This is a genomic window from Pelagicoccus mobilis (genome assembly GCF_016595505.1).
In the GTDB taxonomy this organism is placed as follows: Bacteria; Verrucomicrobiota; Verrucomicrobiia; order Opitutales; family Opitutaceae; genus Pelagicoccus; species Pelagicoccus mobilis.
On sequence record NZ_JAENIL010000029.1, the window covers coordinates 39,542 to 57,410 of the forward strand.

A 17,869-nucleotide genomic window follows, 5' to 3' on the forward strand; every position below is an offset into this window, starting at 1 on the left:
ACGGTACCCCGAACATACATGCGAACATCTTCCAAACGATGAGTTGCCTCAAAACTACTCTCCTAAGCTTTACCCTAGCCGCGTTCACACTTCTGCCGCTGGCAGCCCAAACCACCCCAAGCTTCACGCGCAACGCCTCGGTACACGACCCTTCTGTTATCAAGGTCGGCGACCGCTTCTACGTCTACGGTTCTCACGGAGCCTCAGCATGGACCGAGGACCTCATGAACTGGACCCAAGTCGCCCTCACCGTCAACACAGGCAACCCACCCCATTTCCGCACTTTTCAGAGCGAACTCTCCGAACTCATATCTTGGTCCAATGCAACCACCCTCTGGGCTGCGGATGTGTACCAACTCGACGACGGTAAATTCTATTACTACTATAACGTGTGGACCAACCATCTGGACTACCGCAGCTACATGGGAGTCGCCGTTTCCGACACTGTCGAGGGTCCCTACGAGGATCTTGGCGAAATGCTCCGCGGCGGTACCGGCGTATCCGGCTTTGATCCGCGCATCCATCCCAACACCATTGACCCCACGCTCTTCCGAGACACCGAAGACGAGCTCTGGATGGTATACGGCTCCTACTCAGGCGGTATCTATGTTCTGAAGATGGATGACCAAACCGGCTTCCAACTTCCTAACCAAGGTTTCGGCACCCGTATAAATGGAGGAAACCACTCCGTCATGGAAGGCCCATTCATCGACTACAATGCGGATACGGGCTATTATTACCTCTTCCTCTCCTACGGTGGACTCGCCGCAGCAGACGGCTACAACATGCGGGTATTCCGAGCAGAACATCCAGCCGGTCCTTACCGTGATCCCGCGGGCACCGACATGTCCACCGCTCCTCTCAACGCCAGCCTTTCCTCGATCAACCCACACGGTCTCAAGCTTGCAGGCAACTGGCAGTTCCTTCCAGTCGAGGGAGAGCTTGCCACCTCTTCTACGGGCTACCTCTCGCCCGGACACAACTCCATTATCCAAGATCCCACTACAGGCAAGTGGTTCAACTTTTTCCACACCCGCTTCGTCGGACGAGGCGAACAACACGAAGTCCGTATTCACCAGCTCTTTTTCAATGAGGATGGATGGCCCGTCATGGCCCCGCATCGCTACGCCGGCGAAACCCAAGGCAGCTACACGACCGCCGAAATCGCTGGCTCCTACAAGATCATTAACCACGGCAAGGACACGGTCGGTGACGTAAAAACTTCCACCGTTATCGGCCTAAAAGAAGACGGAGGTCTCGTGGGCGTTAGCGGCTCTTGGGAAATGATCGATGAGCAAAACATCCGCCTCACTGTCGATGGTACTCTCTTCAAAGGAATCGTATCCGATTTTTGGGACAACGAAAACCGCATGTGGGTAAAAGGCTTTTCCGCTATTTCCCCCGATGGGACATCCCTCTGGGGCAGCGAACTCGCCATCGTAAACCGTAGCGGTGACCTTCCCGCTCCAGAACTCGTCGCTCTCAAGGATATGGCACTACCAATGGGAGAAAACCTTGATCTGATCGTCGCGAGCGGTTCCATCCACCCTGACCTCATCCTTGAATACAAAGTCCTCGAAGGACCAGGCGGCATGGGAGTCGATCCAGGCAACGGGAGACTCACGTGGATCCCCACCCCTTCCCAAATGGGAAAAGTATTCAACGTGCATATACAGGTCTACGATCTCATCGAGCCTAACCTATCCGACGAAATTCAGTTCACAATCTACATTGGCGGCGGATACGAACAGGCCGAAACGAGTATCGAATTCTCTCAAGCATCACAATCAGGCTTGCCCGACAAACACGGGAACGCAACGGGATTAAGCACCCGCCTAAGCGGCACAGGAATAGGCTACAATCAAAGCGATCCAAACCTAACGCTTGACCTAGGTAACGCTGCTCTACTCTTAGAGTCCACCCAGGCCGACTTTAACGGACAAGCAGGAGTCACCACCACATCTGCGATCGGCGTGAAGCTATCCGACCTAGGATACACTGGAGAGGAAGATTTTAATGTCACCGCACAATTCGGACCTATCACAGGACTTGAAAGCATCGACCAAGTCGGCGTCTATGTCGGAACCTCAGCCACGACACTGACGCGTGCGGGAATTTTCCAATCCGCAAATCCTGAAGGGCTCGCCGTCCACACACAAAACGGCAATGACAATAACGCCACCTTCGATCAGTCCAGCTACGACTTGAGCGACGGTCTGACTGTCAGCATTTCCCGCAACGAAAATCAGTGGGCTTACACAGTCGATGGTGTTTCCATCTCTCCACAAGTTGCAAACGCGACTTTCCTCGACTCAGCAAGTGACCTAAGCGTCGGGGTCTTCGCCATCAACCCGCTCAATGCCAATAGTAAGACCGTGACACTTAAGTCGCTCGACATAACCGTCGCCACCGACCAACTCCGCACAACCCGTATCCAGCAGTGGAAGACAAGTCACTTCGGAGACTCTCCTGCTCCAGGTATCGCAGGACATGGTGACGACCCCGATAGGGACGGAAATAGCAACCTAGTCGAGTACGCACTCGGGTCGAACCCACTCGTCCCGGATAGCCCTCCCAACTCTGACATCGAAGTGATAGCCAACAAACTCGTTTGGACACTCACTCAAATAGACGATCCCGCACTTAGGTACGAGGTCCATACCAGCGACACGCCAAGATCAGAAGATTCCGAACTCCTCTGGGAAAGCGCTAATGATCACAACCAGAACGGCCCGATCCAGATCGAAACCCCATTAAGTACTCAACCTGGCGACTCCCGCTTCCTCGAACTAAACGTCTACTCCGTCGAGTAGTTGCACACTCCCAGAAACTGGACAGCTTTACTACACCCAACTGTGAAATCGAAATCCCACGTTTCATGAAGCTAAAGACAACCTCAATACTGACCCTCGTGCTAGCTCTCAGCTCAAGCAGTCTCTCACCTGCGAAGAAGATCTCAGCCACGCTGGATCTCGAAAAAACCGGCGAACCGATAAGCCCCTATATCTACGGTCAATTTATCGAACACCTTGGCCGCTGCATCTACGGCGGCATTTGGGCGGAAATGCTCGAAGACCGGAAATTCTACTTCCCTGTCACCGAAGACTACGACCCCTACAAAAAACTCCAAGACACGGCCTTTCCTGTTGTCGGGGCATCGCCATGGGAAATCACCGACAACGCCGCCGGACTCGCGATGACGACCGACAATTCATTTGTCGGTCAATACACACCAAGTCTAGCCGCCGGCACTGGCATTCGCCAACGAGACCTCGCAGTCGTATCCGGAAAAACTTACGACGGATACATTTGGCTCAAAAACACATCCGAGCGACGAAGCGAAGTTACTGTCACCTTCGCTCACAATCTCAAAGGTAAGGGCTCTCAAACCCAAACCCTAACCGTCACCGCTGGCGACTACCAAAAGTTCCCTTACAGTTTTAAAGCAACCTCCGATTCGGAAACTGCCACTCTCGCCGTGAAGGTCGAAAGCGGATCCGTTTACGTCGGCACCCTCTCCCTCATGCCTGAGGACAACGTTCAAGGCATGCGAGCGGACACACTGGAACTTCTCAAGGAGCTCGATTCCCCAATCTATCGGTGGCCTGGTGGAAACTTCGTCAGCGGGTACAACTGGCGCGACGGCATCGGCGACCGCGACCGCCGCCCACCTCGTAAGAATCCAGCCTGGACTGGCATCGAGCACAACGACTTCGGTACGGATGAGTTCATCGAATTCTGCCGTCTCATCAACGCTGAGCCTACAATCGCCGCCAACACCGGCTTCGGCGACGCCTATTCCGCAGCCCAATGGGTCGACTACTGTAACTCCACTGGCGATACAATCGGCGGCCAATGGCGCGTCGACAACGGCAACTACGAGCCTTTCAATGTCAAATACTGGTGCGTCGGAAACGAAATGTGGGGTCCTTGGCAACTCGGCTTCATGCAGCTCTCCCAATACATCCTCAAGCACAACGAAGTCGCTGACGCCATGCGGGCTGCCGATCCGAACCTCGTGCTCATTGGCGTAGGAGCTGTTGACCAGATCAATGCCGCCCACGACCCTGACCAAGCGAAAGCAAACCGTCTCTGGTCCGTCGGCATGCTCGAAGGCAGCGGCGACCACATGGAACTCATCTCCGAACACTTCTACTCCGGCCAAACACCTTGGACTGATGCCCAAGAGCGTGAACCACTCGAACACGTTCCCCTCATGAAAACCGAGATTCGCCGCATCACCGACGAACACCGTCGCCTCCAGCCCGGAATCAAGGAGCTTAATGGCAAAACAATGCCCATCGCGATGGACGAATGGAACTACTGGCACCGCCAATACGAATACGGCGAACTCGGCTGCGTCTACGACCTCAAGGACGCCCTCGGCACCGTCGTCGCCCTCCACGAATTCTATCGCCAAAGCGACCTCATCAAGATCGCAAACTACGCCCAAACCGTAAATGTCATCGGCTGTATCAAAACATCCAAGACGGAGGCCGAATTCGCCACCACCGGTCTCGCCCTCAAACTCTACCGAGCCGAATGGGAAGACATACCCCTTGAACTGCCAGAACTCGATAAAAACATCGATATAGCAGCCGCCCGCTCCGAAGACGGCAAAACAATCACAATTAGTATCGTCAACCCAACCGACAAAGCGGCCACTCTCAGCCTTAAGGCAACAGGAATTGAGATTCCGGATACAGCCACGAGTTGGACGATCACCGGAGACCATCATCGCGCACGCAACGCACCGGGTGAAGAACGCCAGGTAGACATCCACGAAAAAACAGGAGTCGACCTCGCAAACGGCTTCCAAGCCCCGCCCCTTAGCTCCGTACTCTTTAAACTAACTCTCTAGGAATACGACGCACCTAAAGAATCGAAGCGACCCAAACCCGGGTCGCTTTTTCTTTTTTCATACTCCGCAACATAATCCCGCTTGGAGCGCTGCTAATCCCGCTCGGGGCGGAAAGCCGGTGTCCTTTGCTATATGGTGTGGTTTCAAATCAAATGAAACGACACCATTCAAATTCCCTCAAGAACCTTGGCTTAACAGTTGGAGTCGCACTTGGATTCGCTTTCTCCGCTACCGCTCAAACCAGCGTCGACTCACCTACTCTTGAAGACGATGCATTCGAACTCTCAGGCTTCACTGTATTCGGTCAGCAATACGAAGCTGTTGGAGCAGCAACGCGAATGCCGCTAACAGAGCGACAAACACCGCAAACAATCAGCCTGATCGATAGTTCTCGTCTAGAAGCTGAGAACCTATTCACGATGGACGATGTGATGAGAAACGTCACAGGCGTTAGTGTATCCTTATATGACACACAACGCCGACTCTACTTCTCTCGGGGCTTCCAAATCACCGATGTGCAAGTGGATGGCATTCCAACCTATAGCAATGAAACGAACCAGGAATACGATACCGCTCTTTATGAACGTGTCGAAATCGTTCGCGGTGCTAACGGGCTTCTAAGCGGATCCGGCAAACCCTCCGGAACCATCAACTTTCACCGTAAGCAGCCAAAGAAATACTTCGACGCTTCATTCACGCAATCCCTTGGCTCCTGGGACTACCTTCGCACGCAAGCGGACATCAGCGTTCCCCTCACTTCCGAAGGTAAATACCGCAGTCGCTTCGTGGCAGCGTATACAGATCGCGAGAGCTTCCGCGAGCGCTATCAAGAGGACAAGCTCGCCTTCCTTGCCTCCTTCGCTGGTGACATAACCGAAAACACAACTCTGACTGTCGGTTGGCAAATGCAGGACAACAATCCGACTGCATCGGTTTGGGGAACGATCCCTCTCTTCGCCGCAGACGGAACACCGGCTGATCTGCCACACACTACAAACTTCGCTACTAATTGGGCCAAGTGGCAGCGGGAATCTAGCACGCTCTTCGTCAACCTTGAGCAAAAGCTGGGTGATAACTGGCAACTCAAAGCATCTTACAACCACACAACCGGTGACGAAGTCAGCAAGAGCGTATACGCCGACACCTGGGGAGGTTCTGGAGCGCCTGGTCTCGACAAAACTGACGGCAGCGGCATTGGCCTCTTAGGCTCGTATTGGGATTCTAAAGACACGCGAGACAACATCGACATCTACGTCAATGGAAAGTACAGTGCTTTCGGTCGCTCGCATGATCTCATTTTTGGACTGAGCCACTCCGAGTACGACATGCTCTCTCCGAGCAACGACGGTGGGTCGACCTGGACCTATGAGATTCCCAACATCTACGATTGGGACGGAAACGCCCCAGAATTCGATTTCAACTACATTGATGGAGATGATTTCATCATCACTGATGAAACAGGGTTCTACGCCTCCACACGTTTCCAACTTTCAGACCGTTTTTCGGCGATTGCCGGTGGACGTCTCACAAGTTGGGAGACAGACCAAAACCGTTATGGAGCCGCCGCGACCTACGACATCGACAGGGAGTTCACTCCATACATCGGATTCACCTACGATCTCAGCGAAAACACGACGCTCTACAGTAGCTACACGTCGATCTTCGAGCCTCAGAGTGAACTCGACGTTAACCAAAACTTCATCGGAGCGGTCGATGGTGTCAACTTGGAGCTCGGCATCAAATCCAGTTTCGCAAATGGAAAGGCTCTTTTCACGGCTGCCGTTTTCCAAACCGAGCAAGACAACTTCGCAGTTCGCGATTTCGACTACCCGAGCATCCCGAACACTCCTGACGTTTACAAAGCAGTCGATGGAACAAAGACTGAGGGCTTTGAGCTCCAGCTCTCGGGTAAAGCAACGAAAGATTTATCAGTAATCTTCGGATACACATACAACGATACATCGCGTCATGATGACGATCCAATCTGGACCAACCTTCCCGAACAACTCGTTCAGCTTTCGACTCACTATGTACTACCAGGCGAGCTTGATCGATTCGCAATCGGTGGTGGACTGACTTGGCAAAGTGAACTCACCGGAAGCTCCTGGAACCCCGTCACACAAGAATCGTTTCTCTTGGCGAACTTCCACGCGAACTACCGAATCAGCGATAACTTCTCAGCCACACTCAGCGCTAAGAACGCTTTCGACGAAATCTACTTCGCGAACTTGGATTACGCCAATTTTGGTGAGCCTCGAAACATCCTGCTGTCCCTCAAGTGGAAATACTAGCCTCACGTTAGTTCTCAGTCCTAGAACTACTAAACCTGCCACCTGCATTCTCTGCAGGTGGTCTTATTTTTTTGTTAGTATGAGAAAAAAGCTCTGGCAACTCCACTCCTGGATCGGTCTTTTCTGCGGACTTGCACTCGTCATCATCGGCCTAACAGGAAGCGTACTCGTGTTTCATCAGGAAATAGCGAACTCAGTTTACCCCGAAGAAACCTTAAACTCCAGCACAGCACCAAACGCCCAACGGCTCCCTATCGACAGGCTTTGCGAGACAGTTGAATCAAAATTTCCTGAGTTTTGGATACGCGGCTGGCTCTTCAATTACGACTCTCCACAGCGTGACAAGGCGTACGTTATGAGGCACGGGGAAGAAGAGTGGTATCTCCTCTACGTGGATCCCTACACGGCCGCTACTTCACACGCTCCGATCAAGACTGATCAAACAATCTACGGTTGGTTCGTAGATCTTCACTACACGTTCTTCGCCGACCACATCGGGATGGCAATCGCAGGCATCTTCGCCTTGGGATTTCTGTTCCTGAGCGTATCCGGATTCTATTTGCACAAACCGTTTTTCAAAGCTCTCTTTCGACTCAGGATCAGAGCGAGCTCACGCATTTTCTTTTCCGACCTTCATAAAGCGATCGGAATAGTTACGATCCCAATGAACTTCATATTCGGATTCACCGGAGCTTATTGGAACATCACCCACCTCGTGCACGAAATTATCGAACACTCCGAAGAGGACCACGATCACCTAGAAAGCGAATACCCTGCCTATCGCGAACGGATAGCAGAGCTTCCTGATCTTGCCGACACAACTCTCCCAGGCTACTCGCTAAACTACATTTACTTTCCTCGGGAAGAGGAGCCGATGTTCTACCTCTATGGGCAGCACCCTGGGGCTGGAGTCTTCAACAGTCCTTACGGTAGCCACATCTGGGTCGACGCCATTTCAGGTGAAGTCACCTATATGCAGGATCTAAGAAAAGCGCATACATGGACAAAAATAGCAGATACCTTTGAACCTCTCCACTTCGGCAACTTCGGTGGGCTCACCACTAAGATCCTCTGGTGCATTGCTGGATTTAGCCCAGCAGCACTGTGTATCACCGGAACGATCATGTATTTCAAACGAGGCCGGAGAAAAGCGAGGAAGCACAAAACCCACTTCCAGACTACGCCCTCAAAGTGTGCGAGCTCCTAGGCCTCTCCAGCGGCAACACGTTGAAGACTACCGAGTGACTTCTCTCGCTTTCCCGAACAACGATCGATTAGAGAGAAATCCCAGAGGCACTGACACCTCTCCATCTTCGCGAGCTCTGAACGAACGCTTCAACTCCCACTTCTTCAAATCTTCAGAACTCAACACCGTGTAATCTGTCCCATTCGATTGATCGAGCAACAACGATAACCGTCCGGAGTCCTCATCGATTCCTAGGCTAACTTCACTCGGTACGCTTTCAGTCAAACCGGTGTAGTCAGCACTCATCCAAGTTCCGCCGATATGGAGGTTATTGTTGTTTCGATGATCGAAGTAGGCGACGTGCTCGTGAGACGACCCTCTTCCCCAAGGGGTCCTGCAAGGAGTCGAAACCCACAATGGCTCCCAAAAGATCACTCCGCTGCCGCCGGCATCGATCACCTCTTGGGTCAAGTCCACCATGTAGCGGTACTGTGTCTCCTGCCCAACTGGTAGATACATCGGGTCCGGCTCGGAAATGATATTCACAAGACCGTCGATATTCTTGTCATCCCAAAGATAGCCGGTCTCAACGATCATGGCCTCATATTGTGGATACTTTCCCTTGAAGGCTCGAATGACATCACCCGTGTTCTCGATAGTACCTCCATGCCAGGCATAGTAGTAGGAGAAGCCAGCAATATCGAAGTCCGTAACCCCGATACGCACCATCCGATCATAGAAAGAAATAAAGTCTTTCGGGTCCGCCACATGCAAAGCGATCTTCGGATCGATGACTGATTTTGCTCCGACTTCGCGAGTCGCCTTGATGCCAGCATTCCAAAGCTTGGAAAGTCGTTCATCTGAACCACGCCAAGTTCCACCTCCTTCGTATTCGAATGTTCCATCCCCATTATCGGTGACGTGTAATTCGTCCTGCAAAAGAATCCCTCCATTAGACTCATTACCCAATTTGACAATCTCCGGCAAAAGCCCTTGGGCCTCGAGCCCCTCTAGAACCTCTTTCGTGTATTCATAGATCAATTCCGCCAGCTTATCATCGTTGGCAGCGTGCTCCAGCCATGCTCGGGGAATAACCTGCCTTCCCGGATCCGCCCAAAAGTCCGAATAATGGATACCAAGCATGACTTCCATCCCCGCTTCTTTCGCACGACGGATGGTCTTGGTGACATCCTCTAGATTGCTGTATTGGCTTTTCACCTCAGGACTGACTTTGGGAACCGATTCCAGAAAGTAGGGATCATGCCATAATCTCACCCGACACAGGTTGGTTCCCTTAACAGCCATCAAAGCAAAGGGATCCTGCACCTCGTCATTCTCCCGAAAAACAGCACCACAGTCCTCCATTTCGTTCACATAGGACAAGTCGTTGCCAAAATAGAACGGTGTTCCGGCCGATGCCTGAGCGATACCGGCTAACAATGTGCAACCAACTGATATTCCCTTACAAAACCTAATCATCCTCATTAACCTCCAATTTCAATTCTATCCGTAGCCAGACCTTCACTACATACTTCCACAGCAACCGGCACATCGGATTTCCGATAACGTAAGCTTACAGAAGCGATCCCAGATTCAGCCTTAACATCTGCGGGCGTCCATAGTTCCGCAGCCCCTTTCACTTCGAAATGAACACGCCCCTCGAAGCCCAAGCAAAGGTTTCCACCTGCATCTAGGACACGTGCGTGAATCGCAACAACATCCGCTTCTCCCTTGGCGGGGTGGTCACAGCCGACCACTACATCCAAAGCCAAACACTCTGGTGCGCTAGGTGTCCTTACGATGTCCCGTGCCACCTCTAAACAATCTCGGTAGGATATAGCACACAGTTCGCCTGGTTCGAACTCCGGCAATTCAAATACAAACGGGGGACTCTTTAGATGTTGAGTGTACCATAAGCTACTCGGCTCCTGACGTGCCACTTCCTTGCCGTTAAGAACCAATCTCACCTCATCTCCATTTCCGAACACAAAGACACGTCGATTCGCATCCTGCGTCCATCCACTTGCGATCTGCACAAAATCCTCTGCACCCTCTTCCACTCGCCTCTGGCTTCGATAGAAAGCGTGGGAGTACTTCGGTAAACGAAAGAAATCCACTACACCGCAAGCCGCTCTGGTCTTGTGGTATCCTCGCGGGTAGTCGGCGAATCCCCACTGCCCATCACAAATTGCATCCGATCCCATCGTATCATTGTGAGCGATCGCGTGGTTCAGCGCCTGCTGACGTAGCTTGGCTTCGCCATGACCTCGAAAGGCTCTGCTATTCGCCCAATCCTCCAGCAGCCCCGCTCCTGTCGTTTGATCAAAACCGTCGTTCGCCGCATAGAATTCCCAGTCTCCATATTCAGAGACCACCATTGCTTTGTCTCCATTCGACCAACTGTGTAACTTCCCATGTTGCCGGGCATGAATGTAGACATCGAAACACGAATCCTGCCAGCCGCAGGTATACATCTGGTCTCCAGGGAATTCCTCGTGACCGATAGCATGCAAGGTTTCCATGAACTCGGAATCCATCTCGGTTTCGTTGAGTGAAAGCTCCCACAGGATCACACATGCGTGATTTCGGTCCCGTCGAATCAACTCTCGGGCATTTTGATAACAGTGATCGCGAAATTCACCTCCTCCCAGGAACTGCCAACCGGGGATACAATTCATCACGAGCAGTCCCAATTCATCGCAGGCATTCATGAAGTGTGCCGACTGTGGATAGTGGGATAAACGAACGTAATCGAAGCCAGCCTCTTTGATCAACCGGGCATCACGATACTGGGCCGCTCGCGGCAAGGCATATCCAACACCTGGAAAATCTTGGTGACGGTTTGTACCATTCGGACGGATACGCTCACCATTGAGTTCAAGCCCCCCACTACGAGAGATCTTCAGCTGCCTCACACCAAAACGGAGTTCTCGTTGGTCAAGCGTCCTTCCCCCCTCGTCCAGTAATTCAATTAGAACCTGATAGAGCTCCGGATTTGAAACGCTCCAAAGCCTTGGCTTATCGATATTCAAAACGAATGAAGAGTTCTCGGATTTCCCTGGATGAAGATCAATAGTGTGCCCCTGCGCCAAAAGATTCCTGCCTGAATTGTGGGTAAACAACACTCGCAAGGATACGACCCGGGGTTCCGCACTCGCATTCTCCGCTTCAACCTGGCACAAAACACGGGCCTGATCCGTATTTGCTTCCAACGTACGAAGAAATACGCCGCCACCGCCAACCGTGTTTGAAGCGTTTTCATCAGTAATCCGCACCGCCGGATAACGACGTAACTCGACTTCCCTATACAGACCACCGTACCAGCAAAAATCGAGCTCCGCTAGAGGCTTTCCAGGAGGGACGTCAGGCGTATCACGATTGTCCAACTCGACCTCGACCTCACAACTCCCATTCCTATCCAACGCCTCACTCAAATCTACTTCGAACGGAAGATACCCACCCTTGTGTTCAGCGAGTACTCGGGAACCGACTCGTACGACCGCTGTGTGCATAGCCGCTCCAAAGTGAAGACACAATTTCTCACCTGGTTCCAACGGTTCAACTTCGATCGCACGACGGTACCGACAAATCCCTTGCCAATGTCCTTCGCCATTTAAACCACACGCAAATGGCGAGTGTGGCAGATCTACAGTTTGTTCCCCCGATTCATCGTCACGGGAAAAGGTCCAACCATCGTTCATCGGGACAGTCTGCTGCCCCGATGAGCACATTTTCTCTATCAAATTGCTCATGTATTGACACAATAAGTGCGCGAAAAAGCCCTCAGCTTTCTCTAAACTACACTACAGAATTTCTCTCAATCAGCGAAACAGGAAGAACCTCCGATTTCGCTTTCACTCGTTTTCCTGATGTAAGCGTATCCAACATTTGGACCGCTGATTCCGCCATTTCGCGCAAAGGCTCAGCGACTGTGGTCAGCGGAGGATAAAGCAGTTCGGACACACCATCGTTTTCACCGCCAATGATTGCGATATCACTCGGCACGTCCTTGTTCATGATGTAAGTTAAAAGGTGCAAGCACTGCAGCGCTTGATAACTGGTGCCCGGGACGAAAACTGCATCCGCCTTCTGACGAACCAGACGCGGAACAACGGAGGTATGGGCAACATCCGAAGTTTGAACAAACAGATTCTCATCCGCCTCCAATCCCGCTTCAACAATCGCATCCCGATAGCCTTTCAAACGTTCCTCGAAGGCGTGCCCTTCACCGCCGAGGAAAGCCAAGCGCTTCTTGCCTTTTTCGATGAAGTGCTTAGCGGCTAAAACACCAGATTTGTAGTGATCGGAACAAACACGATACACGCCCTTCCGCTCCTCAAACAAATCCATGTAGACGACCGGCAACTTAGATTCCAAAGACTGCAGATAAGTCCGAGTCTCCTCGTCATAGGTGACCGCTACGATGCCGTCCAAAAACATGCTGGGCAGTTGCTTCACAGGATCCGAGGGAATCGAAACACCAATATTACGCTTCGAAAAGGCGAAGGCTAGATGCGCGTTCAACGTCGCTGCGTATCCTTCAATCCGGTCTGTAAAGTTCGGTTCCGTAATAATCGCCACCTGACGCGAACGTGCAGAAACTTGCGGCTTTAGGTCTAGCTCTTTCGCAGCTGCCAAGATGATTTCGCGCGTCTTCGCCTTAACCCGATCCTTGTTGTTTAGGACACGGCTTACTGTACCAGGAGAAAAGCCAGTGTGACGGGCGAGATCGTAGATAGTGACCTTCTTGCCCGATCCTCGCTCTTCAACTTTTCCTTTTTCGCTACTCGTATCCATTTCCTAAATCGTTCCGCGACGAGCTTCCAGTTCAGCTCGAATCTCGTACGCACGTTTCTTTGAGATTGGGTAGGCAAACAGAAGCACGATCGCAAATAAAGCCCAGATTGCAGTCGAAATGCTCAAAAACAACCGAAGCGATAGGATTGTCTCCTCGCTCTGATTTCCCCCTAGCTCCTCGTTGAAACCAGCCCAATTCAAGGCTAACCCAGTTCCGAAAAACGCCAACGAGAACCCGAACTTCTGCAAAAACGAGAAGACTGCCCCGAACATGCCTTCACGTCGGAAGCCATGGCGTAGCTCATCGTCATCACAAATATCGGCAAACATCGAGGGAGTCAAAATGCTCAGGGCCATCCAAACCGGACCGCAAAAGATCGGATCAATCAGGATTTTCCACATGTTACCGGGCGTATAAACGTACCATTTAACGATCGCCCCCACGAGTACCAAGGCGAAGATAACCGCCATGGTCACACTCTTCCCGTAGCGTGAAGAAAGCCAATTGATCGGATAGATCCAGGCGAGTCCTACGGCGGCATACCCTACCGATAAAACCCACTTCCAGTTCGACCCCACCACGATGTCTCCATCGCACATGTAGTAAACCAACAAGTAGTAGTCCGTGCTGCTCGCGACCATTCCAGCCAGAACTTGGCACAAGGTCAGTCCTACGAGCACTAGAAACGCTTTATTCTTCCAAGTCGCCTTCACGCTTGGCCAAAGCCTAACTTTCTTTTGCTGCGTCGCCTTTTTGAAATAGCGTTCCTTTACGAACAAACCGGGCAACACACCGACTGTCCCCAAGATGAGGATACCAACGAGCCAACCAACGACCAGAACGCTGTTTCCTTCCGATACAAGACCCCACACCACTAGCATTCCCGCTAACGGAAACATCCCCTGGTAGAGAAACTCTCCGATCTTGCTGAAGAACGCCCCGAAAGAAGCGACTCGAGTACGCTCGTTGTAATCTGGAGTCATCTCATAGGTCAGACTCATCAGCGGCACCGAGAAGATCGTGAAACAGGTGTAGAAGGCGATCAGCGTCACCGCGAGATATACGACCGACTGGGTTTCGCTAAAACCGCTAGGCACCATCCAAATAGCGCCAAAGGCAATGGCTTGCAGCACCGCCCCCAGCACGATCATGGGCTTACGCCGTCCCCAACGCGTCTTCAGGTTATCGGAAACGTACCCAGCGATTGGATCCGTAATCGCATCCCAAAACGATGGCAAAGCGAGCACGAGCCCCAATAAGGCGGGATTCACCCCCATGGTCATCTGGTAAACTGGGATTGCAAAGCCCTTCACCCCTGCCGTTCCGAAAAAGACAGCAAGAAACCCGGATCCTAAAGCAGTCTTTTCCCAAAAGCCAACGCGACTTCCGTCATTTGCTGACTGCGACGCTTTTGAGGATTCTGTGCTCGTATTGCTCATGCTTTAAAAACCTAGAGGCTGACCTTTCAGCCAAACCTCTAGGCCGGTTTCATATCGATGTTATTAAAAGGAGAACTTTGTAGTGAAGACAACCTTACGAGGCTCTTGCAGGCCTATGCGTTCTGGGCGGGTGGAATCCCACCAAGCTACAGTGTAAACCTGATGCTCGTCCTCGTCTAGCAGGTTGCTCACATTGAGCTGCATACTCACGTCAGTCGTCTTTCCAAAAAACTCAGTCTCGAATTTGTACCCCGCTGAGAAATCCATAAGGAATAGGCTATTGCCTGTGATGGTCTCGCCATTAACCGTCCCAATCACGTTCTCATCCTGGTAACGCGCACCCCCGCCGAGGTACATTCCCTTAAGAGCCCCATCGGTGAAGGTGTAGTTAGTGTAGAGACTCGAACCATAACCACGTTCGCCTCGAGCCGAGAGCCCGTTAAACGACACTTCTTGGTTCACATAATCCATCATCCAACCGATGTGGTTTCCAAGCGTATCCCAGTCACCTCCACCAAAGTTGTAGTCCGCTCCAGCGACATCGACCCAATACGCTGTCGCTTCGTCAGCCCAAGCAGCCACTTCGGACATGATTCCGTTTTTCACGACATCCGTCTTGGAAACATTGAAGACAAAACGCCAATTATCCGTCGGGTTGGCAATCATCTCAAGTTCGAGACCTTCTGAGGAACGGTTTTCGAGGTACGCATTCGCATCGAGGATGCGTGCGTCACGATCCGCAGCCGAGATCAACCCGTCGTTGAAAAACTCCCACAAGAAGCGGTTGTTTCGGCTTGTGATATCCGCGTTGATGTTCCCCCACTCCGAAGTATTGTCGTAATCGGTTTCGTAGTAGTTGAGAGTCGCATACAACTTTCCTTCGAAAAGATCGAACTTAACACCAACATCGGTTCCGCTTCCCTCCGGCATAGGAGGCAAACCGATTCCGATAATGCGTTGGTTAACGCTCGGCAATTGACGACTATTCGACTGATTCGCATAGAGGGAAACGGCTTCGTTTATGTGATACACAGCACCGAGAGAACGCGTGTTTGCCGCGAAATCCTCAGTAGTGACGTTGTTAGGATCCAAAGCCCACATTCCGTTTGAGTCACGCATCGACTCCAAACTACGGTAGGATAACTCGTCGCGTCGTAGTCCGATCGTAGTCACGAGCTTGCGATCGAGCCAATGACTCTGTAAAGCGGCAAGCAGAGTATCCTGCTCCTGATCCGAGTTGTTTATTTCCTGGTTTGGAGCCCAACCCGAGGTCAGCGTTTGACCCGTTACAGGATCCGTCACGCCCACGAGTCCGGTTTCCCAAGATGACGCACGGATATCGGAGGACACACCTTCTTCGAAGTAGTAGCGACGGAATACGCGATTGGAGTCAAACTCAGCAGCACTGTCGAATGGGTTTCCTACAAAAACCTCCGCATCCTCTTGGCTATGATAGTCTCTCCACGAACGCTGAGCCATGAGAGCGAAGCGATGTGTAGCAAATTCACCTGTTTCAAAGTTATATGCGAGAGTACCACGAAGATTGTCGATATCCGTGATTTGGGTACGGCGGGTCCAATTGTTTTCCACGTAAAGCTGTCCTGCATACGGATTCGCTTCCCAAGTTGGCAGCCAGTTGCTAGCGTCGCCCCAGATGTTAGTAGCATCTCCCAAATAGCCGTAGCGAGTCATGTTCCCCGCATTTGGATCGTATCCACGAAAATCGCTATCCTGATGATTAAACGATAGCTCTAGGGTGAGATCGTCAGAAATCTGCGACTCGAAGTTTGCGGTGTAGGTTACATAATCCGTATCCCGCTGAGCGCCTGGGCCTCCTAGATTGGATTCGATTGGAACAATCTGCAGGTTTTCCTCGGTCATCTCAAGGTGGCCCCAACTTTGATTGTTAAGGTACGTGAAGGGCATTCCTTGCCAGTTCATAAGCGTACCATCATTTTCAATGTAAACGAGGTGCTCACTCCATGTTTGTCGAATCGAGTCGCTTACAGGCCAATCCCACTGAGCTCCGTCGTAAGTCGGTCGTCCGGCTTCGCGCCAGGCCCAAGCTTGGTCGATAGCAAGCCATGGTCGTGCTACGTTATCCTCTACGTTGCCTGATTCGAACTCGGCTCGAATCTTGTTCTTTTCGTTAACCTGATACGTCGCAGCGAGGTGAATACGCTCCGCGTCGTAAGATTCGAATTCACGCCAACTTTCGCTATCCTCTTTCATGGCGTTGAGGCGAAGGGCAAATTTGTCCTCCACGAGGACACGGTTCAAATCAACTGTTCCACGCAAGCGATCCCAACTTCCAATAGAAAGGGAGAACTCATCCTGGGTTTCTCCGAGAATCGCCTTCTTTGTAGTTGTGTTAACAATACCTCCTGCAGATCCAAAACCGAACAGAATCGAATTCGGACCACGCGACTGGTCAACGCGATCAACATTGTAGAAGTCAGACGAAGTTTCCCAATCAAAGTAATTACGGGCATAACTTGCCGGTAATCCGCGGATACGCAACTGCCACTCCTCATTCCCAATCATCGGGTTACCATTGAAGTTAGGAGCTGAATCTCCATACTCAGGGACCGAGTTGTTCGAGTAGAGCATGATATCCTTCATGCTTGTCGCGCCCAAATCGTCCAGAAACTCTTTAGTCAAAACAGATACCGCTGCTCCGGTATCCTTAAGAGATGTATTTAAGCGGCTTCCCGCTAGAGTGTTCTGAGCTCGATATCCTTGGTCGTCCGCAGCGACCACTTCAAATGGGGATAGAGTAAATACGTCTTCATCTTCCTCTACCTGAGCGTTAACCGCCACAGTTAACTGGCTGGCAATAAGTCCACCGGCCAAGATGCAAGCCACCGAACGTGACCGTTTCTGTACAGTATGATTTGGGGTTGTCATGATTTTCTAGTTTCAGTTGTTAGCAAAAATTAGGCATAGCTATCGCACGGCACAAAGCATGTTCCGTATCCTATTATTAGTTACACCAATGCCGCTTTCGAATGGCACGACTTAGGCAATGGTCACGGCCTCGAGATGATTCAAAGCACCATCCGACCGGTTGGGGTAAGAGTATCGATCTTACGATTCAGTGTTTCGGAGACCATCATCCACACACCCTAAAGTCAACTGTTTTATATTTTGCTAAACTGTTTTACTTTTTACAGACATAACCCAAATCACCCTATCCTATTCTTTATCTGCAATTTACCTCACAAAAAACCGAAGCAGCGGAGTCTTAATTCAACAAAAAATGAAACAGTTACACAAAAACAGAGCGACCACCGA

The 17,869-nt window shown here is 51.5% G+C and carries 9 protein-coding genes; 4 read left to right on the top strand and 5 right to left on the bottom strand.

The annotated features are described in order from the left end of the window. The first annotated feature begins 38 nt into the window (after positions 1–38). The 4 genes from JIN87_RS15805 to JIN87_RS15820 all read left to right on the top strand — a co-directional run bounded on the left by JIN87_RS15805 (position 39) and on the right by JIN87_RS15820 (position 8,359). Positions 39–2,813, top strand: a complete 2,775-nt coding sequence (locus JIN87_RS15805) for a glycoside hydrolase family 43 protein (RefSeq protein WP_200356558.1) — start codon at positions 39–41, stop codon at positions 2,811–2,813. 65 nt (positions 2,814–2,878) lie between these two features. Continuing rightward, positions 2,879–4,861: an alpha-L-arabinofuranosidase C-terminal domain-containing protein gene (locus JIN87_RS15810; RefSeq protein ID WP_200356559.1), complete on the top strand. Its 1,983-nt coding sequence runs from the start codon at positions 2,879–2,881 to the stop codon at positions 4,859–4,861. Positions 4,862–5,013: 152 nt separating this feature from the next. Beyond that, entirely contained in the window at positions 5,014–7,152 is a 2,139-nt protein-coding gene (locus tag JIN87_RS15815) for a TonB-dependent siderophore receptor (protein WP_200356560.1), read from the top strand. 79 nt (positions 7,153–7,231) lie between these two features. Next, positions 7,232–8,359 (top strand): PepSY-associated TM helix domain-containing protein, encoded by a 1,128-nt coding sequence (locus JIN87_RS15820; RefSeq protein WP_200356561.1) that lies wholly within the window; start codon positions 7,232–7,234, stop codon positions 8,357–8,359. Positions 8,360–8,386: 27 nt separating this feature from the next. Here JIN87_RS15820 and JIN87_RS15825 read toward each other — a convergent pair whose 3' ends face one another. The 5 genes from JIN87_RS15825 to JIN87_RS15845 form a co-directional block, all read right to left on the bottom strand. Further along, entirely contained in the window at positions 8,387–9,817 is a 1,431-nt protein-coding gene (locus tag JIN87_RS15825; RefSeq protein WP_200356562.1) for a glycoside hydrolase family 53 protein, read from the bottom strand. A 5-nt stretch (positions 9,818–9,822) separates the two neighbouring features. After that, complete coding sequence (locus JIN87_RS15830; protein WP_200356563.1) at positions 9,823–11,850, bottom strand: glycoside hydrolase family 2 TIM barrel-domain containing protein; 2,028 nt, start codon at positions 11,848–11,850, stop codon at positions 9,823–9,825. A gap of 286 nt (positions 11,851–12,136) precedes the next feature. After that, a complete protein-coding gene (locus JIN87_RS15835) occupies positions 12,137–13,135 on the bottom strand; it encodes a LacI family DNA-binding transcriptional regulator (protein WP_200356564.1) in 999 nt (332 codons plus the stop codon). Between the two features lie 3 nt (positions 13,136–13,138). Next, a complete protein-coding gene (locus JIN87_RS15840; protein ID WP_200356565.1) occupies positions 13,139–14,575 on the bottom strand; it encodes an MFS transporter in 1,437 nt (478 codons plus the stop codon). Between the two features lie 63 nt (positions 14,576–14,638). Continuing rightward, the gene (locus JIN87_RS15845) at positions 14,639–17,482 is read right to left on the bottom strand and encodes a TonB-dependent siderophore receptor (protein WP_200356566.1); all 2,844 of its coding nucleotides are present in this window, start codon (positions 17,480–17,482) and stop codon (positions 14,639–14,641) included. Positions 17,483–17,869 lie beyond the last annotated feature (387 nt).

Bases quoted from the DNA above. Each gene is read 5' to 3' on its own strand.
- JIN87_RS15805 (WP_200356558.1), top strand. From the start codon at position 39: ATGAGTTGCCTCAAAACTACTCTCCTAAGCTTTACCCTAGCCGCGTTC.
- JIN87_RS15810 (WP_200356559.1), top strand. From the start codon at position 2,879: ATGAAGCTAAAGACAACCTCAATACTGACCCTCGTGCTAGCTCTCAGC.
- JIN87_RS15815 (WP_200356560.1), top strand. From the start codon at position 5,014: ATGAAACGACACCATTCAAATTCCCTCAAGAACCTTGGCTTAACAGTT.
- JIN87_RS15820 (WP_200356561.1), top strand. From the start codon at position 7,232: ATGAGAAAAAAGCTCTGGCAACTCCACTCCTGGATCGGTCTTTTCTGC.
- JIN87_RS15825 (WP_200356562.1), bottom strand. From the start codon at position 9,817: ATGATTAGGTTTTGTAAGGGAATATCAGTTGGTTGCACATTGTTAGCC.
- JIN87_RS15830 (WP_200356563.1), bottom strand. From the start codon at position 11,850: ATGCACACAGCGGTCGTACGAGTCGGTTCCCGAGTACTCGCTGAACAC.
- JIN87_RS15835 (WP_200356564.1), bottom strand. From the start codon at position 13,135: ATGGATACGAGTAGCGAAAAAGGAAAAGTTGAAGAGCGAGGATCGGGC.
- JIN87_RS15840 (WP_200356565.1), bottom strand. From the start codon at position 14,575: ATGAGCAATACGAGCACAGAATCCTCAAAAGCGTCGCAGTCAGCAAAT.
- JIN87_RS15845 (WP_200356566.1), bottom strand. From the start codon at position 17,482: ATGACAACCCCAAATCATACTGTACAGAAACGGTCACGTTCGGTGGCT.